Origin of the sequence: Nocardia puris, assembly GCF_003315035.1 — a bacterium.
In the GTDB taxonomy this organism is placed as follows: domain Bacteria; phylum Actinomycetota; class Actinomycetes; order Mycobacteriales; family Mycobacteriaceae; genus Nocardia; species Nocardia puris.
In genome coordinates, this window is sequence record NZ_QNRE01000011.1 from 76,601 (window position 1) to 95,332 (window position 18,732).

The following is an 18,732-nucleotide window of genomic DNA, read 5'->3' on the forward strand; positions in this document are numbered from 1 at the left end:
GTTTGACCATCGATCAGATGCTCGACGACGCCCGCGCCCGACTCGACCGGATCTACGCGTTCGAGGTGCCCCAGGCGCTCGCGCGGGGCGCGATCCTGGTCGACATCCGCCCGCAGGCCCAGCGCGACCGCGAGGGCACGCTGCCCGGCGCGCTGGTGATCGAGCGGAATGTGCTGGAATGGCGCCTCGACCCGTCGAGTTCGGCGCGCCTGGCGCTGGCCGCCGATCACGACGTGGAATGGATCATCGTCTGCTCCGAGGGCTACACCTCCAGCCTGGCCGCCGCCTCGCTGCAACTGCTCGGCCTGCACCGGGCCACCGACCTCGTCGGCGGCTATCAGGCGCTCAAGGCCGCGGGTCTGCTCACCGTCGCCAGTGGCGCGCCGCACTTCGCCCGCGAGGTGACCGCGCTGGCCTCGCTGTAATCCCCTCGACGCTTCCATCTCGAATTACCCGGTAAACCAACAGCTTTCGACTACCGGTCGCGGTTCGCCCGGAACCGCGACCGGTGCGTCGTGTCCGGGCAAGGGCTCCGGAATCGATGCGGATTCGTTACCGCGGGGCGGGGTGCGGGCGGCTCGCAAAAGGATTTCCGGTGCACGCTAGGGTTAGCGGATGTGAGCACCTCGAACACGCCCCCAGCACGCCCCGCCGCGGAAGTCGACGACGTTCCGGAGCAGATGCGGATTCGCCGGGAGAAGCGTGAGCGGCTGCTCGAAGCCGGCTCCGAGGCATACCCCGTCGTCGTCGCGCGCACCCACACCCTGGCCGAGATCCGCGCCGCGCACCCCGATCTGGCGCCGGACACCGCGACCGGCGAGCAGGTGGGTGTGGCGGGCCGCGTCATATTCCTGCGCAATACCGGCAAACTGTGCTTCGCCATGCTCCAGGAGGGCGACGGCACCAAGTTGCAGGTCATGATCAGCCTGAACGGTGTGGGCGCCGACGCGCTGGCGTCGTGGAAGTCCGATGTGGACCTGGGCGACTTCGTCTTCGTGCACGGTGAGGTCATCTCCTCGCGCACCGGGGAATTGAGCGTGATGGCCGATTCCTGGTCGATGGCGGCCAAGGCGCTGCGCCCGCTGCCGGTGGCGCACAAAGAGCTCAGCGAGGAGTCGCGGGTCCGCCAGCGCTATGTCGATCTGATCGTGCGGCCCGAGGCCAGGGAAATGGCCCGCAACCGCGTGCGGGTGGTGCGCGCGCTGCGCAACGCGCTGGAGCGCCGCGGCTTCCTCGAGGTGGAGACGCCGATGCTACAGACGCTGCACGGCGGCGCCGCGGCCCGGCCGTTCGTCACCCATTCCAACGCCCTCGATATGGACCTCTACCTGCGCATCGCGCCGGAGTTGTTCCTGAAGCGCTGCGTGGTCGGCGGTATCGAGAAGGTCTTCGAGATCAACCGGAACTTCCGCAACGAAGGCGCCGACTCCACGCATTCGCCCGAGTTCGCAATGCTGGAAACCTACGAGGCCTACGGCACCTACGACGACTCGGCGAAGATGATCCGGGAATTGGTGCAGGAAGTGGCGCAGGAGGCCTTCGGCACGCAGGTCGTGACGCTCGCCGACGGCACCGAATACGATCTCGGCGGCGAGTGGGCGACCGTCGAGATGTACCCCTCGTTGTCGGATGCGCTCGGCGTCGAGGTCACCCCGGAAACGTCTGTCGCGGAATTGCGTGCGCTCGCCGATCGCACTGGACTGGAAATTCCCGAAGGCAAGGGCTATGGTCACGGCAAGCTGGTCGAAGAACTCTGGGAGCACGCATACGGAGACAAGCTCTACGCACCGACTTTCGTGCGCGACTTCCCGGTCGAGACCTCCCCGCTGACGCGGCAGCATCGCAGCAAACCCGGCGTCACGGAGAAGTGGGACCTGTATGTTCGCGGCTTCGAGTTGGCCACGGGCTATTCGGAGTTGGTGGATCCGGTGATCCAGCGCGAGCGGTTCGTCGACCAGGCCAGGCTGGCCGCGCAGGGCGACGACGAGGCAATGGTCCTGGACGAGGACTTCCTCGCCGCGATGGAGCACGGCATGCCGCCGACGACGGGAACCGGCATGGGAATCGACCGGTTGTTGATGGCGCTGACGGGTTTGGGAATCCGCGAAACGATACTGTTCCCAATTGTGCGTCCGGTCACTCGCTGAGGTAACTTGGATCTCGTCTTGGAAATTTCCGAATTCGGGGTATTCTTGCCTCGGGTAATCGGCCTGGAGGCGGGTCGCACGATTTCGAGAGGACGTTCATCTCATGGCAAAGAAGGTCACCGTTAGCCTGATCGACGATGTCGACGGTGAGTCCACCGCGGACGAGACCATCGAGTTCGCGATCGACGGTGTGTCGTACGAGATCGACTTGTCCGCGGCGAACGCGGCCAAGCTGCGTGACGGTCTGGAGCAGTGGGTTTCCAGCGCTCGACGGACCAGTGGCCGCCGCCGTGTGAAGACCGCCGCCGGCGCCACGACCGCGCCGAAGAGCCGGGTCTCCATCGATCGTGAACAAAGCGCCGCAATTCGTGAGTGGGCGCGCCGTAATGGCCACAAGGTGTCGGCGCGGGGCCGTATCTCCGCCGACATCACCGAGGCTTACAACAAGGCCGCGAAGGGCTGATCGGTAAATTCCGCTGCCGCCCGGGCGAATCGTGCGACGCCCGGGCGGCAGCGTCGTTTCCTGGCGCGCCGCACGTCGCCACGCCGGGCCGGCGCGGTTCGATCTTGCTCGCGGGTGCCGGGGCGCGGCACCATGGAGGCTGTGCGAAGGTTGTCACTGGCGGTATGGAGAGATGAGGTATCGGCGCAGTGACCGGATTCGTCGGATCAGTATTGCGATTCACCGATGACTCGGGCCGCCAGCAGGAGCTGGGTCTGAGCCCGGAGCGTCAGCGCGTCACCATCGGCCGTTCCCCGCAGGCCGATCTGGCGCTGCGCTGGGACGCCGAGGTGTCCCGGCTGCACGCGGCCGTCGAGTATCTGGGCACGCACTGGACCATCGTGGACGACGGCCTGTCCACCAACGGCACGTTCATCAACGGTGAGCGACTGGTCGGCCGCCGCCGCCTGATGGACCGCGACCGCATCCGGGTGGGCACCTCGCTGCTGTCCTACCACGACTACGGCGCCGAGGCCGACGACGCGACCCGCACCTCCAGCAGTTCGGTGCCGACCCTGCGCTCGCTCACCGAGACCCAGCGCGCCGTGCTGGTCGCGCTGTGCAGGCCGTACAAGAACGGCACCGGTTTCGCCACGCCCGCGTCCAATCAGCAGATCGCCGAGGAACTGTTCCTCAGCGTCGACGCCATCAAGACCCACCTGCGCACGCTGTTCGCGAAATTCGGCGTGGAGAACCTGCCGCAGAACCAGAAGCGGGTCCGCCTGGCGGCACTGGCCATGCAGAGCGGGATCATCTCCGAGCGCGATCTCTAGGACCGTGGACGCTCGCGCATGGGCGCGAGCGTCCGGGCCATGGTCGCCCGCGCGCGATCGCGATTGACTGATATCGCCTCGCCGGGACACTCCGGCCGCAAAGTCAGGAGAGATCGCATGATCGCGCTTCGTATCGCCGCCCTCGTCGCGGCCGCGCTGTCGACCGGGCTGATCGCCGGCGTCTTCTACGCCTACGCGATCTCGGTGATGCCCGCGCTCGGCGGGCTCGACGACCGGACGCTGGTGTCGGTCATGCAGAAGATCAACGTGGTGATCATCAACCCGTGGTTCATGATCGGCTTCCTCGGCACGGTGGGTTTCAGCGCGCTGGCGGCGGCGCTGCACCTGGGCCGGGAGCATCGCGCGACGCTCGTCTGGGTCGGTATCGCCTTGGCGCTCAACGTGATCGCGTTCGCCGTGACGGTGGCGTTCAACGTGCCGCTCAACGTCGGGCTGGAGGCGGCGGGCGATCCGGGCGCCATCGCCGACCTCGCCGCAGTTCGCGCGGAGTTCGAGGCGGAGTGGGTGCGCTACAACGTGATTCGCGCGGTGCTGCACACGCTGGCCTTCCTGGTGCTGTGCGGCGCGCTGTTCGCGGCGGGCGCGCAGCAGGGGGAGCGGGCCGCGCTGCCCGCCACCGAGCCGGTTCCGGCGCACAGCGCGAACCAGTTCCAGTAGTCGGCTCGCCGAAACCGTGCCATCTGGGACAGTGCTCGAGTTACCTTTCTGGAACAGGTTTCAGAAAGGTAACTCCCATGCGACGTGTCCCAGGTGCGCTGACGGTGGCTCTCGTGCTCGCGGCGCTGTGGATCAGCGCCGCGGGCGCGGCGCACGCCCAGCGCTATCCGGTGGTCTACAACTTCTTCTCCGGCATCCCCTACGAGCTGACGAATCCGGGCGGTTCGCTGCCGGGCGCCAACGACTGGTCGTGCCGTCCGAGCGCGGAGCATCCCAACCCCGTCGTGCTCGCGCACGGGACCGGCGGTGGGGCGCAGACGAATTGGGGCGTGTACGCGCCGCTGCTGGCCAACGAGGGGTACTGCGTGTACGCGCTCACCACGGGGGCGCACGCGGTGCCGTGGCCGCTGTCGGAGATCGGCGGGATGCGCCCGATCCAGGAGAGTTCGGCGCAGCTGGCCGCCTTCGTCGACCGCGTGCTGGCCGCCACCGGGGCGCGGCGGGTGGACATCGTGGGGCATTCGCAGGGGAACTTCACCGGCAACTACTTCGTCAAGAAGCTCGGCGGCGCGCCGAAGGTGGACAAGCTGGTCGCCATCGCACCGCCCTGGCTCGGCACCAACGCGGGCGGCGTGGGCACGGCGGCGCAGTTCGCCGACCGGCTCGGCATCGGCGCGGCCTTCCGCTCCGGGCTCGGTGACCAGCTCTGCATGGCCTGCCCGCAGATGTTCCAGGGCTCACCGTTCCTGACCGACCTCAACGCCGGCGGCGTCTACCACCCTGACGTGACCTACACGAATATCGCCACCCGCTACGACGAGGCGGTCGTGCCGCACACCAACGGCCTGGTGCCCGCGCCCAACGCCACCAATATCGAGGTGCAGGACGGCTGCGCGCAGGACTTCACCGAACATGCGGGCATCGCGGGCTCGATGCGGACGGCGCATTTCGTGTTGAACGCCCTGGACCCGGCGCATCCGCGCCCGGTGCCCTGCGTGTTCGCCGCGCCGTTCACGGGGTAGGTGCGGATCGGGGACGAGGGCGTCCTCGCGTGTTCGCTGTGCGCGGACCCACGCCGATGACCGCCCCACTGGTCGCCGGTCGACGGTAGGTTGTCCGGAACCAGGTCGTATCCGGGCGGCGGAATCCCGCGCGGGTGCGGACGGTCGGCGGGAACAATCGGGCCCGCCCGGCCGTTCGGCCTGGCAGACGCGGTGTTCGCCGACGCCGCCGCGTGTGGCGCTGTTCGCTGTGGGCAAAACCGGATCGGAAACGAAACCCGGGACGGCCACGTTATGAGTGAATGACCGTGTTGCCGCCGGTCCGCAATAGGGTGGACTGGAGGCGGCTCGGACCCCTGCCAACTAGAGTGGAGGCGGGGGCCGCAACCCCCGGGCTTCATGGCAGGCTGACGACCACAGGTTGACCACACAGCGGGTGAAGCGTCGGACGCCACTGAAGGTCTGAGCAGGAGAGTGAGGGAGCGATGTTCGAGAGGTTCACCGACCGCGCGAGGCGTGTCGTTGTCCTGGCCCAGGAAGAGGCCCGGATGCTCAACCACAACTACATCGGCACCGAGCACATCCTGCTTGGCCTCATCCACGAGGGCGAGGGTGTCGCGGCGAAGTCGCTGGAATCGCTTGGCATTTCGCTGGAGGGTGTGCGCAGCCAGGTGGAGGAGATCATCGGCCAGGGCCAGCAGGCCCCGTCCGGTCACATCCCGTTCACCCCGCGCGCCAAGAAGGTGCTGGAGCTGAGCCTGCGCGAGGCGCTGCAGCTCGGCCACAACTACATCGGCACCGAGCACATCCTGCTCGGCCTGATCCGCGAGGGTGAGGGCGTCGCGGCGCAGGTGCTGGTGAAGCTGGGCGCCGATCTCAACCGCGTGCGCCAGCAGGTCATCCAGCTGCTGTCCGGCTACCAGGGCAAGGAGCCGGTGGAGTCCGGCACCCGCGGCGAGGCGGGCACCCCGTCCACCTCGCTGGTGCTCGACCAGTTCGGCCGCAACCTCACCCAGGCCGCGCTCGAGGGCAAGCTCGACCCGGTCATCGGCCGCTCGAAGGAGATCGAGCGCGTCATGCAGGTGCTGAGCCGCCGCACCAAGAACAACCCGGTGCTGATCGGCGAGCCCGGCGTGGGCAAGACCGCCGTGGTCGAGGGCCTGGCGCAGGCCATCGTCAACGGTGAGGTCCCCGAGACGCTCAAGGACAAGCAGCTCTACACCCTCGACCTGGGTTCCCTGGTCGCGGGCAGCCGCTACCGCGGCGATTTCGAGGAGCGCCTGAAGAAGGTGCTCAAGGAGATCAACACCCGCGGCGACATCATCCTGTTCATCGACGAGCTGCACACGCTGGTCGGCGCGGGTGCCGCCGAGGGCGCCATCGACGCGGCCTCCATCCTGAAGCCGAAGCTGGCCCGCGGCGAACTCCAGACCATCGGCGCCACCACCCTCGACGAGTACCGCAAGTACATCGAGAAGGACGCCGCCCTGGAGCGCCGGTTCCAGCCGGTGCAGGTCGGCGAGCCCACCGTCGAGCACACCATCAACATCCTCAAGGGTCTGCGCGACCGCTACGAGGCGCACCACCGGGTGTCCATCACCGACGGCGCGCTGGTGGCCGCCGCGACGCTGGCCGACCGCTACATCAACGACCGGTTCCTGCCGGACAAGGCGATCGACCTCATCGACGAGGCGGGCGCGCGCATGCGCATCCGCCGCATGACCGCGCCGCCGGACCTGCGCGAGTTCGACGACAAGATCGCCGACGCCCGCCGCGAGAAGGAAAGCGCCATCGACGCGCAGGACTTCGAGAAGGCCGCGCGCCTGCGCGACAAGGAGAAGCAGCTCGTCGCCAAGCGGGCCGAGCGCGAGAAGCAGTGGCGCTCCGGCGATCTCGACGTCGTCGCCGAGGTGGACGACGAGCAGATCGCGGAGGTGCTGGCCAACTGGACCGGCATCCCCGTCTTCAAGCTCACCGAGGAGGAGACCAGCCGTCTGCTCCGCATGGAGGACGAGCTGCACAAGCGGATCATCGGCCAGGAGGACGCCGTCAAGGCGGTCTCCAAGGCGATCCGCCGCACCCGCGCCGGTCTGAAGGACCCCAAGCGCCCCTCCGGCTCGTTCATCTTCGCCGGCCCGTCCGGTGTCGGTAAGACCGAGCTGTCCAAGGCGCTGGCCAACTTCCTGTTCGGCGACGACGACGCGCTCATCCAGATCGACATGGGCGAGTTCCACGACCGCTTCACCGCCTCGCGCCTGTTCGGTGCCCCTCCGGGCTACGTGGGCTACGAGGAGGGCGGCCAGCTCACCGAGAAGGTGCGCCGCAAGCCGTTCTCGGTGGTGCTGTTCGACGAGATCGAGAAGGCGCATCAGGAGATCTACAACACCCTCCTGCAGGTGCTCGAGGACGGCCGCCTCACCGACGGCCAGGGCCGGACCGTGGACTTCAAGAACACGGTGCTGATCTTCACCTCGAACCTGGGCACCTCCGACATCTCGAAGGCCGTGGGCCTGGGCTTCACCCAGTCCAACGCCGAGGGCTCGAACTACGAGCGGATGAAGCTCAAGGTCAACGACGAGCTCAAGAAGCACTTCCGCCCCGAGTTCCTCAACCGCATCGACGACGTGATCGTCTTCCACCAGCTCACCAGCGAGCAGATCGTGGAGATGGTGGACCTGATGATCGGTCGCGTCGCCACGCAGCTGAAGAACAAGGACATGGCGATCGAGCTCACCGATCAGGCCAAGAGCCTGCTCGCCAAGCGCGGTTTCGACCCCGTGCTCGGTGCCCGCCCGCTGCGCCGCACCATCCAGCGCGAGATCGAGGACCAGCTCTCGGAGAAGATCCTCTTCGGCGAGATCGGCCCCGGCCAGACCATCGAGGTCGACGTCGAGGGCTGGGACGGCGAAGGCACCGGCGAGGACGCCAAGTTCGTCTTCACCGGCAAGGCCAAGCTGACCAAGACCCCCATCGAGGAGAAGCCCGAGGTCGTCCTCACCGGCGCCGCCGAAGGCACCACCGAGGCCGCCGCCTCCGGCGAGTAAGTCACGAACCAGAGCCCGCCCCGACCGCACCAGGTCGGGGCGGGCTTGATGTATGGCCCGGGGGCTCTGCTAGCCGCTGCGGAGTCGATCACTGCCGATTGACAAAGTGAGCGACATCGTCCAGTGTGATCACGGATGATGTTGTTGCGGGAGGCCGGTAGGCGAAATGGGGGAAGAGTTGCTGATCTCGGCGAAGAATGCGCTGCTCGCGTCAGGTTTCAACGGTCGCCGTGAGGTACGCTGATGCCGGTACAAGGGCATTTCAACCACTACGATGACCCAGATGAGTTCTGGGATGATGAGCCGATTGTGAGACCCCAGTCGGCTCCGAGTGCGTCGGCATCGGTTCCTGCTTTCCCTCCCCCAGTGAATGCGGATCCACCTGGCTCGGTAACACCGCCGCCCCAGGGTGTCGCTTCTCGCGCGACGATCAGGATAGCACCGCCGCAGAAGTCTTCCATGGTGACAGTCCGGGTCGGTAGCGATCGCTTGCCGACCGAAATAAGGTTCAGCAACGGTTGGAAAGATGCATTCTACCCGGCGCAGTACGAGCAGTCCATACTGGACGCATACCACTATGCTGTATATGAATTGGCTGTGCAATATGCAGAGTCTGGAACCGTGCCGAAACCGACGGTACCTTCCCTGCACGATGCTGCGCCACTCCTATTGCGGACCCGGACCCTCGACGAGTATCGCGAACTCTATGACCAGCTGTTTCTCGACAAGCCTTATACGGTGCACGGGCCCGGCTACAATCTGCATGGTGAACCGACGCTAACAGTGACTGCATCGTTGTCAAGGCTGATCTCGCTCCGTGTCGATCCCGAATGGGTTAGAGCGATGAATTCTGAATTCGTCGCACAGGACATTGTCGAATGCTGCGATCAAGTCAGGGCCCGGAAGTACGAGTCGGTCAACGACGTCTATCTCAATCAAGAGTCGAATCGTGAGTTGGCGTCGCGGTTGGTCAGACATGAGCGCTACTTGACTGAGCATTCACTTGGGTAGCCAGGAATATGGGAGGGGATTCCTGCGATGCGTTGGTCGCCATGACGATATCTCGATCTGTTTACTGAACTCCCTGAAAGCGGCTGATCGGACCATTGTACGAATCGAACGGACGTGCGCTGGTTCTCGGCGCCGTACGACGGTGATTCGAAATATGGAACTCTGACCTAACTGCTCACAATACGAATGGGACCTGCGCGGTAATGACGGACTATCCGGAACTGGCCGAATCCAAGCTGGCCGAACTGCGGGAGAAGTTTTCCGATGCGGTAGACGAAGTAAAGAAGACGCCAGACATTATCAACGATACGGTGGACGATCTGAAGATCGTGGCCTGGCCTATATATTTGAAGGTGACCGGCGTTCGGGATGATATCCAAGCAAAGCTGAAAGAACTCTTCGCTGAACTCGAGAAGGCCAACGAGGGGATGTTCGCGCCCTGGCTGTTCGTGGATTATGCGGCCCGATGGCAAGCGCTGGGTGCCGAGGTCGGCGTGGTCAATCGCAGAGTGGGCCGTCGTGAGCTGAGTATGGATGGGCGATGGGATGGTAGTGCTGCCAAGGCATTCAACGCGACGAAACTGAGCCAGCAGGCGGCGATGACCGGTATCACGGACATGTGCAACACCATTCACGATCAGCTCATTATCGTGGCGCAGGAGGGTCGGACTCTCTACTACAACATCATAAACAATCTTGCAACCATTGTGGCTAACGTCGCGACATTTTCTGCGGAGACGTCGGTAACGGCGGGAGCCGCCGCGATATGGACAGTAAACAATCTGAACTCCGCAGTTGTAACGGCTGTCGAACTGGTGGTTCAGGCCATGGCTGATTTTGTTGAGACGCAAACCAAGGTGTGGCAGGCTTCGAATACCCTCACCAATCTCATCAAGAGCCCGGCTGGTCTCGAGATCGATTCGAACGGGAATCATACCTGGCCGGCGACCGTGACTGACCAGTTCGACAATAAGAGCGATGATTGGAAGTTGGATGGCGAAGACTGATCGATACGAGATAGGTGTTCCATCTTCGCTCGCGGCAGCTTCTTTGTTAGTCGTGGCGTCTATTGCGCTGATGGGCTGTAGCTCGGGGATTGTCACGCCTTCGAGCGTGGAGACCAGTTCGCCACCTGCATCCACAACTCTCCCCGTCACTTGTGTCGACAGGACGACCGTTCCCGAGTGGCGTAACGCGGATGAAAAGTATCTGACACCCAAAATGGCTGAAATGCCGCTTCCGACTGGCACTTGCCTATCCGATGTTGACATCAATGAACTGACAAGCCAGCCAGGTATGGTCGTAGTCGCGGTAGATCTCAATGTTCCGACCTCCACACATGTGGACGATCTACGTGCCGCCGCGACCGATATCGCTCGGTTTTTGAAGAGGACGGAGCTGGCACCACGGATCGCTATTGTTGATATTAGCAACCTGGGATTCACGAGGACGCCCTACGAAGACCTACTCACCGATGAGAATTTTCAGAACAACCGGTGGGACGGCACGCTCTCTCGTGATGAAGAACTGGCGACATGGGTGATCGTACCTCGGCCGTGACAGTGACTGAGGTGTGCCATGCTGGATTGATTTCACTGGAAGGGTTGGTCGCAAGTGGCCAAGGATCTGAATGTCGAGATAGGTCACTTGGAGAATGTCTCCAAGGCGTGGCTCACGGAAGCAGTGCCAGATCTGCGAAAATCTGCCGCTTCGATCGATAACTTGAAATATACGGTGGTGCAATTCGGCCCCCTGTTCATGGGAGTCTGGGAGGCCTATTCAAAGGCTGCGGAATACATTCAGGACCGCCTGAACGAGAGTGTTCCCGCAGCCGAACAGGTGGGAAACGCGCTACACGCGGCAGCTGTCAGCTTCGACAACCAGCAGACGGCGCAAGAGACGGAGATCAAGAGGCTCGAAGACAGCTTGAAGAATTTGGGCAGCCCGTAACGCGTGAGACCGCTCCGGCTGCGGTTGTTCGCGCTGCGGCGTCCCGGGGTGTGGTCGCAAGCGACGCGAGACCGGATCGTCCGCGACTGGTGTACGCGGAGCCGTAACTGTTGTCCGTCATCGGGGACCGGTCCGACACGAACGGCGGACGCGGGCTCAATTCTTGTCGGGTTCAGGGGTTTCCGAGACGTTCGCCGTGGGTTCCTTCGGCGCGGGCTCGACCTTTCCGTTGCCCTCGGCCCCCACCGCGGCGGGGACGCGGCGCAAGCCGGTGTCGGAGGGGAGGCGGGCGGCGACGCGATAGCCGCCGCTGGGGCGCGGGCCCGCGGTGAGGGCGCCGCCGAGGGCGTGGATGCGTTTGCGCATGGTGATGATGCCGTTGCCGACCGGGCCGGTGCGGGCGGGCGTGGTGGTGGGGCGGGAATTGTCGATGGTGAGGTCGAGCGAATCGGCGGTGTAGCGGATGGTGACGTTCGCGCCGGCGCCAGGGGCGTGCCGCAGCACGTTGTCGAGGGATTCCAGGATGATCGTCGCGGCGGCCACGTCGATGGTGCCCGGCAGGCGACGCACCTCGCCGACGATCTTGGTCTCCACGTTCAGCCCGTCGGCGCGCACGCCGCGCAGCAGCACGTCCAGGTCGTCGATGCTCGGGTCGGGCAGGCGCACCGGCTCGGGCGCGACGGGCGCGGGTTCGGGCTCCGGCTCGGGTTGGTGCGCGGGCTCGCGCACCTCCAGCCGGGGCGCGGCCCGCCAGGCGCCGCGCCGCGGACGCGCCGGGCGGGTGGGCAGCGGGTGCTGCTCGGCCTCCTCCAGATCCTCGGCGCTGACCCCGGCGCGGATCACGCCGAGCAGTTTGTGCACCTCGGCCAGGGATTCCCGGCTGGCGATCTTGATCGCGGCGAGCGTGCTGCGCGCCTGCTGCGGCTTCTTGTCGAACAGTTCCAGCGCCATCGAGGACTGCACGTTGATCACCGAGATGTTGTGCGCCAGCGCGTCGTGCAGCTCGTGCGCGGTCGCCAGGCGCCTGCGGTTCTCGGACCGTTCGCGTCGGGCCTTCTCGTCGCGGCGCGCCGCCGCGGCCCGCGCCCGGCGCTCCCGCTCGGCGATGCGCCACTGGCGCAGCACCTCGGCCGCCGCCACCAGCGCCGCGAGCCAGCCGAGGATGCCGAACGCCGCCCACAGGTCGGTGTGCCTGCCGAGCAGCGCGGGCGCCGGCCACACGAACAGCAGGTACGCGGCGGGCACGACCGGGTATGTCCACCAACGGTTTCCGTGCACGGCGGCGGTGAGGAAGGCGATCGCGAAAGCCAATACCACCGGCCCGAATCCGTAGCCGACGGCGAGGTAGAGCCCGCAGGCGGCCAGCGTGACCCCCAGCACCGGCAGCGGCTGCACCCGCCGCAGGCCCAGCGCCAGCGGCCCCGCCACCAGCAACACGTAGCCGAATACGTCCAGCGCCCGCACCCCGGACTGGCTCGCGTTCACCGCGTAGCCGCCCCCCACCTGGATCGCGGCGACGATCGCCGCGATGCCCCAGTCCCGCACGACCGAGCCACGATTCGCTTTGCCTGGCGCATTCACCCTTGCAGCCTAAGCGGCCGACCGCCGTTCGGCGCCCGTCAACCGAGCATTTGCGGCGTTCTCGCCGCAAACGCGGAGGTCGCGATCGCCCTCGCTACGCGGGTGACCTCGAACGTCCAGCGGGGGCATGTCGTCGAGTCGCCGCGGCCCGGCCCATGGGGTCGACGATCCGAACCTCTTCCCGCCGAGAGCAATCGGGGTGCTCGGTTCTACTTCACCGGCAGGCGTCGCGCCGTCGGCCGGAATTCGGCGCGATCGCCGGGGCCGATCCGGTCGATTCCCCATATCGGGTCGAACACGGGGCTTGATCTGAACGAATGTTGGGGCCCGATCTCGGTGCGGTCGCCGCCGTGGCGCTCACCGAGGACGGGCACGCGGGCCGCGCCTACAACCTCGCGGGCCCGGAGGCGCTCACGCCGCGACAGCGCGTCGCGATGCTGGCCGAGGCGGTGGGCCGCGCGATCGTCTTCGAGCAGATCAGCCGCGAGCGGGCGATCGACCGGCTGCTCGCGACGGGTGTCTCGCGCGCCGACGCCGAGTACGTGATCGGCTGGTACGCCGACCCGCCGGCATCGGCGAGCACACCCGACGGCACCGTCGAGCGGATCCTCGGCCGCCCCGCGCGCACGTTCGCGGAGTGGGTGACCGAGCACAAGGACCGCTTCTGAGCGGAAGTCGGGCGGTGGCGGCGCGCGTACCGAGGGGTCGCGCCGCCCTCGCCGGTCCTGAACGCGTGCGCCCGGCTCGCGGCTGATCATGTTGCGCGCCAGAGTGATTCGCTTGCGGAGAGCCGACTCCTGGCTCGCGCGTGCCGAGGGGAGTAGCGCCGCCCTCGGCGGGTTGTGAGTACGCGGGCACGGCTTGCAGCTGATCATGCTGCGCACCAAGAGGATTCGCGCGTCCAGAGCCGGGTCATGAAGTCCGGCAGGCCCTCCAGCAGCGAGCTCTTGTGGACCGCGCGGTCGCGCGTCACGAGCGCCCGGTCCGGATTCGGACCGAGCCCCGATGCGCTCGGCGTGGTCGTGCACAAGATCGTGTCCGCTCGGCCGATTTCTCGCCCTCACGCTGATTCTGGGCGGAATCGTGCTCGCGCGCGTCACCGATCCCGGCTGAGTCCGCCGGGCGGAGTATGGTCCGGTCATGAATGCCCAGCCCGTTCGCACACCGGATCTGTCCACGCGGCCGCACGAGATCACCGTCGAGCGGGTGATGAAATCCCCGCCGGGTTTGCTGTACGCCGCGCTGACCCAGGGCTTCGACATCTGGTTGGCCGTACCGGATTCCGTGCGCATGACCCCCGCCGTGCGCGAGCCGTTCTACTTCGAGACCGAGGCCGAGGGTGAGCGGGTGCCGCACTACGGCCGGTTCCTGCGCCTCGAGCCCGAGCGCACCATCGAGTTCACGTGGGTGACCCGCGCGACCGAGGGCGCCGAGACCGTGGTGACGATCGGGTTCGTCAAGCAGCCGCGGGGCATCCGGCTTCGCCTGCGCCACGCCGGATTTCCGGGGGAGGAGGCGGCCCGGCGCCACGGACGGGAGTGGCTCGCGCTGCTGGAACGGCTGGACAGCCGATTGAGCCCCGCGGACTGAGCGCGGGCGAGTAGGTTCGGATCAGACGAACTCGTCCACCCTCGTGAAAGGACAACGATGCCCACACGCACCGCGCGCACCGCATGGACCGGCGGACTGCAGGACGGTTCCGGCCAGGTCGAACTGACCAGCTCCGGTGTCGGCAAGTACGACGTGTCGTTCCCCAAGCGTTCCGCGGACGCGGCCGACGGCACCACCAGCCCCGAGGAACTCATCGCGGCGGCGCACTCCTCCTGCTACGCGATGGCGCTGTCGGCCCAGATCGGCAACGCGGGCGGCACCCCGGAGAGCCTGGACGTCACCGCCGATGTCACGCTCGGCCCCGACCCGGCGGGCGGCTTCCGCATCACCGGTATCAAGCTGACCGTCCGCGCCCGGGTCTCGGGCCTGGACGCCGACGGCTTCATCGCCGTGGCCGAGGCCGCCAAGGCGGGCTGCCCGGTCTCCAAGGCGCTCGCGGGCGTCGACAGCATCACCCTCGACGCCGCGCTGGCCTGACGGTTCTCCCCGCGCGGGAGTCGTCTCACCGGACACGGTCCCGCGCCGGGTGTACGTGGCGCGGGACCGCGGTGACTGTCGGTACACGCTCCGACCCATCACAAGGTAGTCCAAATAAATTTGTTTGGCTACCCGAAACTCGTGGCGTGTCGACCGGCGAAGTGCGCGCGAGCGCCGGACGCCCACATCGCGGGCACGGCGACGAGCACCGCCGCGACGTGCACAGCCCGCAGGACCGCGATCAGCAGCGTGCCGGGTGTGGCCGCGCTCCACGGGATTCCGCCGTCGAGCACCGCGGTGGCCGGTTCGATCAGCAGCGAGGACAGCCCCACCACGCCGAGCCCGAGGGTGAGCGCCAGCCGCGCCGGATGACTGCCGCGCGACATCAGCACGGCCGCCGCCAGCACGGCCAGGTAGAGCGCCGCTCGCACCGCGAGTCCGACGGCGAGCCCTCCGACATCGGCCTCGGCGGTGTCGAGCGCGACGGCGATGTGGACGAGTGCCTCGGCTACTCCGGCGAGCAGGGCGACCACAACTCCGGTGAACGCGATCGAGACCGGTCGCGGAACGGAAGGGGCAGTGTCGGTCATGGAAACCGACACTGCGCCTTCACGTCTCGTCGCGGATCACGCCGCGGTAGCGACTTCCTCCCCTACCGTGGTGCCAGAGCGCGAGGCGAACTCGGTGAGCGCCGCGAACACCAGGCCGAGCGCGGCCCACAGCGTGGTCGTGACGGCCAGCGACGACACCCGGAACTGCCACAGCAGGCTCGGCGGGAAATCCTCGGCCACTTCGTCGATCCCGGGCAGCAGCACGTAGCCCAGTGCGGTGATCAGCACGAACGCCGCGACACCGGCGATCAGGCGCACCGTGTCCAGCTGCCCGGCGAGCAGCTTGTACACGTACACCCCGGCGCCGACGGCCGCCAGGCCGAGCAGGACCACGGCCACCCACAACCAGGTGCGCTCGTTGATGGTCTCCGGATCGCCCACGGCCGGTGGATTGGCCGGGTACTTGAAGAACGGCACCGCGACGATCGCGGCCCAACCACCCACACCGAGCGCGAGGGCCAGCTTCGGCCCCGGCAGCGCGGTGTGGCGCCGCGCGTAGTGCCCGACCGAGGCGAACAGGGCGCCCACCGCGAGACCGGTGATGCCGAGTGCGAGGAACTGGCCGAACTTCTGTCCGGACCTGCTCACCGCGGCCCCGTCGTCCCCCTCGCCGTGCGAGTGACCGCCCGCCTCCTCCTCGGGGGCGTGCGCGGCGGCCGCCTCCTCGATGGCGATGGCGGCGTCGATCTTGGGCTCGCCGACGAAATAGCCCACCGTGGCGGCCAGCAGACCGGCGATCAAACCGGCCAGCAGGCCGCGCAGCAGCAGGGTCTTCAGTGTTCCGGTCAGTGGCACGGGACACCCAGCAGGTGACGTCCGTCGTGCATCAGCTCGTGCAGGAACATCCCGCCGCGCGAGAGGGTCCCCTGGTCGAAGCCGACCAGGTACAGGGTGAGCAGTGCGAGCAGAACGACACCGACCGTGACGAGCACGGTTGCCAGGGAATCGGTTTCCCGTGCGGGTGAATGCGCGATGGCCATTCGAGTCCTCCTAGGGGAAGGGGCGCGTCCCCGTGAGATGGGCGGTCGCGACGGTGCCGGTGTCTGGCTTTCCGGCACCGTTCCCGCCGGGCCGCGAACGGCTCGGGACGGACTCGGTGCGAGGAACACAGTGGCGCGACCGCTCCGGATTCACACCGGAATTACCGCATCACCCTCGCTTTGGTCATCTCGAACTGTGACATTCCACGCCATCGGCGTCAATACGCGTCAGGACGCGGGCTTGGCCGCCACGTCCAGCACCACCTCGAACTCCAGCAGCGAGGCGCCCGTCGAGACCGGCTTCTGTTCGCCGGACCCCGCGTGCGCGGCGCGGGCGGGCCCGTCGCGCCAGGCGGCGAAGGACTCCTCCGAATCCCACTGTGTCACCACGAAATAGCGGTTCTCGCCCGCCGTGGGACGCAGCAGCTGGAAACCGAGGAAGCCGGGGGAATTCTCCACGGCGTGCGCGCGGTGGGCGAACCGCTTCTCCAGTTCGGGACCCGCGCCCTCGGGGACCTCGATCGCGTTGATCTTCACGACAGCCATGCCCCGACAATACGTCGGCGCGGCGGGTGCGATGCGCGCGCCGACGCCTCGACCGGGCACAATCGAGCCGATGTGGTACGACGAAGGCGGAGCAGGGGTGCCGATCCTGCTGCTGCACGGCTTGATGGGCAGCGCCCGGACCTGGGGCGATCAGCTCGACTGGCTGCGCGGGCACGGCCACGTCTACACCTTCGACGCCGCGGGCCACGGCCGTCCGGCGCCCGCCGAACTCAGCACCGAGGCGTTCGTCACCGATCTGGCCGAGGCCACCGCGCACCTCACCGAGCCGATGGTGGTGATCGGCCATTCCATGGGCGCGCTGCACGGCTGGGTCTTCGCCGCCCGCCACCCCGAGCGGGTGCGGGCGCTGGTGGTGGAGGACATCGCGCCGGATTTCACCGGCCGCACGGCCGCCGACTGGGCCGCGATGATCGAGTCCTGGCCGCAGCCGTTCCCGGACGCCGATTCGGTGCTCGACTACTTCGGCCCGGTCGCGGGCCGGTACTTCCTGAACTCCTTCAGCCACGGTCCCGACGGCTACCGGCTGCACGGCTCGGTGGCCACCTTCCGCGACATCTCCGAGGAGTGGGGCGGCCGCCACTTCTGGGACGAGTGGCGGGCCGTGCGGGTGCCCGCGCTGCTCATCGAGGGCGAGCACACCATCACCCCGCCCGGCCAGATGCGCGAGATGGCCGAGACCAACCCCAACGCCGAGCACGTGCTGGTCCGCGGCGCCGGGCACCTCGTGCACGACGACCAACCGGAGCGCTATCGCGAGGCCGTGGAGAAGTTCCTGCGGCGCGTCCTGGACTGAGGCCTCGTGACCGGCTGAGCGGGCTGAACCGGGTCAGCCGCCTTCGCCCGCGAGCGCGAACAATCCGTCGGCGGTCTGCTCGATCAACCCGTCCACCAGCAGCGAATCCAGCGCCCGGTCTCGCTGGCCCGGATCGCGCGTCCACGCCAGATCCAGCCGCACCCGCTCGACCGGTCCGCTCGCGTCGCGCAGTACGTCGAGCAGGCGGCCGCGGGCCTGGCGGTCGGTGCCCTCGTACTTCTGCGTGCGGCGCACCACGTCCGAGACGGGCCGCCCGGCCGCCACCCAGGCGCAGTCCGGCAGCGGGCAGCGCGCGCAGTCCGGGGTGCGGGCCGTGCACACCGTAGCGCCCAGCTCCATCAGGGCGGCGGAGAACTTCGCGGCGCGGGCCACCTGCGCGGGCAGGAGCGCCTCGGTCTCGGGCAGATCCCGCGACGACGGGTTGCCGGCCTCCGCGCGCCCGTGCACCGCCCGCGCCACCACGCGCCGCACGTTGGTGTCCACCACGGGAACCCGCTGCCCGTAGGCGAAGCACGCGACGGCGCGCGCGGTGTACGCGCCGATGCCGGGCAGGCTCAGCAGGACGTCCACGTCGGCGGGCACCTCGTCGCCGTGCTCGGCGGCGAGCACCCGCGCGCATTCGTGCAGCCGCAGGGCCCGGCGCGGATAGCCGAGCTTGCCCCACGCGCGCAGCACCTCGGCCTGCGAGGACGCCGCCATCGCCGAGGGCACCGGCCAGCGCGCCACCCACTCCCGCCAGATCGGCTCGACCCGCACCACCGGCGTCTGCTGGAGCATGATCTCGCTCATCAGGATCTGCCACGCCGTCACGCCCGGGCGTCGCCAGGGCAGATCGCGCGCGGACTCGGTGTACCAGTCCAGCAGCGCGTCGTGGTCGACGTGGCCCGTGCCCGGACCCCGCCGGATGTCGGTACCGCCGCGCATCTCCCTCACCGTCCCCGCCGAGCGGCGGCCAGTCGATCTTTGCCGGCCCGTAACGAAGCGG

Annotated in this window: 21 protein-coding genes; 15 read left to right on the forward strand and 6 right to left on the reverse strand. The window is 67.5% G+C overall.

The features are described 5' to 3' along the window. Positions 1–2 precede the first annotated feature (2 nt). The 11 genes from DFR74_RS24130 (at position 3) to DFR74_RS35550 (ending at position 11,106) form a co-directional block, all read left to right on the forward strand. Entirely contained in the window at positions 3–425 is a 423-nt protein-coding gene (locus DFR74_RS24130) for a rhodanese-like domain-containing protein (RefSeq protein ID WP_067514530.1), read from the forward strand. Between the two features lie 255 nt (positions 426–680). Continuing rightward, entirely contained in the window at positions 681–2,147 is a 1,467-nt protein-coding gene (gene lysS, locus DFR74_RS24135; protein ID WP_067514512.1) for a lysine--tRNA ligase, read from the forward strand. A gap of 103 nt (positions 2,148–2,250) precedes the next feature. Further along, positions 2,251–2,610 (forward strand): histone-like nucleoid-structuring protein Lsr2, encoded by a 360-nt coding sequence (locus DFR74_RS24140; protein WP_067514514.1) that lies wholly within the window; start codon positions 2,251–2,253, stop codon positions 2,608–2,610. Between the two features lie 212 nt (positions 2,611–2,822). Further along, complete coding sequence (locus DFR74_RS24145) at positions 2,823–3,422, forward strand: FHA domain-containing protein (protein ID WP_228801492.1); 600 nt, start codon at positions 2,823–2,825, stop codon at positions 3,420–3,422. Positions 3,423–3,539: 117 nt separating this feature from the next. Next, positions 3,540–4,100: an anthrone oxygenase family protein gene (locus DFR74_RS24150; RefSeq protein ID WP_067514518.1), complete on the forward strand. Its 561-nt coding sequence runs from the start codon at positions 3,540–3,542 to the stop codon at positions 4,098–4,100. Positions 4,101–4,177: 77 nt separating this feature from the next. Continuing rightward, a complete protein-coding gene (locus DFR74_RS24155) occupies positions 4,178–5,122 on the forward strand; it encodes an esterase/lipase family protein (RefSeq protein ID WP_067514520.1) in 945 nt (314 codons plus the stop codon). A 464-nt stretch (positions 5,123–5,586) separates the two neighbouring features. Beyond that, positions 5,587–8,145 (forward strand): ATP-dependent Clp protease ATP-binding subunit, encoded by a 2,559-nt coding sequence (locus DFR74_RS24160; RefSeq protein ID WP_067514522.1) that lies wholly within the window; start codon positions 5,587–5,589, stop codon positions 8,143–8,145. A 459-nt stretch (positions 8,146–8,604) separates the two neighbouring features. Continuing rightward, entirely contained in the window at positions 8,605–9,156 is a 552-nt protein-coding gene (locus DFR74_RS35540; protein WP_147265905.1) for a hypothetical protein, read from the forward strand. Between the two features lie 203 nt (positions 9,157–9,359). Next, positions 9,360–10,163, forward strand: coding sequence for a hypothetical protein (locus DFR74_RS24165; protein ID WP_067514523.1), 804 nt, complete (start codon positions 9,360–9,362; stop codon positions 10,161–10,163). Next, positions 10,150–10,716, forward strand: a complete 567-nt coding sequence (locus DFR74_RS35545) for a hypothetical protein (RefSeq protein ID WP_147265906.1) — start codon at positions 10,150–10,152, stop codon at positions 10,714–10,716. Before DFR74_RS24165 ends, DFR74_RS35545 begins: the two co-directional genes overlap by 14 nt. Before the next feature lie 54 nt (positions 10,717–10,770). Beyond that, positions 10,771–11,106 (forward strand): hypothetical protein, encoded by a 336-nt coding sequence (locus tag DFR74_RS35550; RefSeq protein WP_147265907.1) that lies wholly within the window; start codon positions 10,771–10,773, stop codon positions 11,104–11,106. Between the two features lie 156 nt (positions 11,107–11,262). On the opposite strand, the gene DFR74_RS24175 is transcribed toward DFR74_RS35550, so the two are convergent. Then, positions 11,263–12,687, reverse strand: a complete 1,425-nt coding sequence (locus DFR74_RS24175; RefSeq protein WP_113975266.1) for a sensor histidine kinase — start codon at positions 12,685–12,687, stop codon at positions 11,263–11,265. 317 nt (positions 12,688–13,004) lie between these two features. On the opposite strand from DFR74_RS24175, the gene DFR74_RS24180 reads away from it, so the two are divergent. From DFR74_RS24180 to DFR74_RS24190, 3 genes are all read left to right on the forward strand, one after another. Beyond that, entirely contained in the window at positions 13,005–13,355 is a 351-nt protein-coding gene (locus DFR74_RS24180; protein WP_198161694.1) for a Rossmann-fold NAD(P)-binding domain-containing protein, read from the forward strand. Positions 13,356–13,827: 472 nt separating this feature from the next. After that, on the forward strand, positions 13,828–14,277 hold the full coding sequence (locus DFR74_RS24185) for an SRPBCC family protein (protein WP_067505646.1): 450 nt from the start codon (positions 13,828–13,830) through the stop codon (positions 14,275–14,277). A 57-nt stretch (positions 14,278–14,334) separates the two neighbouring features. Then, entirely contained in the window at positions 14,335–14,775 is a 441-nt protein-coding gene (locus DFR74_RS24190) for an OsmC family protein (RefSeq protein WP_067505643.1), read from the forward strand. Between the two features lie 128 nt (positions 14,776–14,903). Here the strand turns inward: DFR74_RS24190 and DFR74_RS24195 are convergent, their stop codons facing one another. From DFR74_RS24195 to mhuD, 4 genes are all read right to left on the reverse strand, one after another. Beyond that, positions 14,904–15,365, reverse strand: a complete 462-nt coding sequence (locus DFR74_RS24195; RefSeq protein WP_067505641.1) for a hypothetical protein — start codon at positions 15,363–15,365, stop codon at positions 14,904–14,906. Between the two features lie 36 nt (positions 15,366–15,401). Next, positions 15,402–16,181, reverse strand: coding sequence for a CbtA family protein (locus DFR74_RS24200; protein WP_067505638.1), 780 nt, complete (start codon positions 16,179–16,181; stop codon positions 15,402–15,404). Beyond that, a complete protein-coding gene (locus tag DFR74_RS24205; RefSeq protein ID WP_067505635.1) occupies positions 16,172–16,366 on the reverse strand; it encodes a CbtB domain-containing protein in 195 nt (64 codons plus the stop codon). Before DFR74_RS24205 ends, DFR74_RS24200 begins: the two co-directional genes overlap by 10 nt. Before the next feature lie 228 nt (positions 16,367–16,594). Continuing rightward, entirely contained in the window at positions 16,595–16,912 is a 318-nt protein-coding gene (gene mhuD / locus DFR74_RS24210; protein WP_067505632.1) for a mycobilin-forming heme oxygenase MhuD, read from the reverse strand. 70 nt (positions 16,913–16,982) lie between these two features. Between mhuD and DFR74_RS24215 the strand changes: the two genes are divergently transcribed. Beyond that, a complete protein-coding gene (locus DFR74_RS24215) occupies positions 16,983–17,726 on the forward strand; it encodes an alpha/beta fold hydrolase (protein WP_067505629.1) in 744 nt (247 codons plus the stop codon). 33 nt (positions 17,727–17,759) lie between these two features. Here DFR74_RS24215 and DFR74_RS24220 read toward each other — a convergent pair whose 3' ends face one another. Next, positions 17,760–18,671, reverse strand: coding sequence for an HhH-GPD family protein (locus DFR74_RS24220; RefSeq protein ID WP_067505626.1), 912 nt, complete (start codon positions 18,669–18,671; stop codon positions 17,760–17,762). Between the last annotated feature and the right edge of the window lie 61 nt (positions 18,672–18,732).

Coding starts and splice junctions, on each gene's coding strand:
- DFR74_RS24180 (WP_198161694.1), top strand. CDS start 13,005: ATGTTGGGGCCCGATCTCGGTGCGGTCGCCGCCGTGGCGCTCACCGAG.
- DFR74_RS24220 (WP_067505626.1), bottom strand. CDS start 18,671: ATGCGCGGCGGTACCGACATCCGGCGGGGTCCGGGCACGGGCCACGTC.
- lysS (WP_067514512.1), top strand. CDS start 681: ATGCGGATTCGCCGGGAGAAGCGTGAGCGGCTGCTCGAAGCCGGCTCC.
- DFR74_RS24205 (WP_067505635.1), bottom strand. CDS start 16,366: ATGGCCATCGCGCATTCACCCGCACGGGAAACCGATTCCCTGGCAACC.
- DFR74_RS24190 (WP_067505643.1), top strand. CDS start 14,335: ATGCCCACACGCACCGCGCGCACCGCATGGACCGGCGGACTGCAGGAC.
- DFR74_RS24185 (WP_067505646.1), top strand. CDS start 13,828: ATGAATGCCCAGCCCGTTCGCACACCGGATCTGTCCACGCGGCCGCAC.
- DFR74_RS35545 (WP_147265906.1), top strand. CDS start 10,150: ATGGCGAAGACTGATCGATACGAGATAGGTGTTCCATCTTCGCTCGCG.
- DFR74_RS24150 (WP_067514518.1), top strand. CDS start 3,540: ATGATCGCGCTTCGTATCGCCGCCCTCGTCGCGGCCGCGCTGTCGACC.
- DFR74_RS24155 (WP_067514520.1), top strand. CDS start 4,178: ATGCGACGTGTCCCAGGTGCGCTGACGGTGGCTCTCGTGCTCGCGGCG.
- DFR74_RS24140 (WP_067514514.1), top strand. CDS start 2,251: ATGGCAAAGAAGGTCACCGTTAGCCTGATCGACGATGTCGACGGTGAG.
- DFR74_RS35540 (WP_147265905.1), top strand. CDS start 8,605: ATGGTGACAGTCCGGGTCGGTAGCGATCGCTTGCCGACCGAAATAAGG.
- DFR74_RS24195 (WP_067505641.1), bottom strand. CDS start 15,365: ATGACCGACACTGCCCCTTCCGTTCCGCGACCGGTCTCGATCGCGTTC.
- DFR74_RS24160 (WP_067514522.1), top strand. CDS start 5,587: ATGTTCGAGAGGTTCACCGACCGCGCGAGGCGTGTCGTTGTCCTGGCC.
- mhuD (WP_067505632.1), bottom strand. CDS start 16,912: ATGGCTGTCGTGAAGATCAACGCGATCGAGGTCCCCGAGGGCGCGGGT.
- DFR74_RS24165 (WP_067514523.1), top strand. CDS start 9,360: ATGACGGACTATCCGGAACTGGCCGAATCCAAGCTGGCCGAACTGCGG.
- DFR74_RS24215 (WP_067505629.1), top strand. CDS start 16,983: ATGTGGTACGACGAAGGCGGAGCAGGGGTGCCGATCCTGCTGCTGCAC.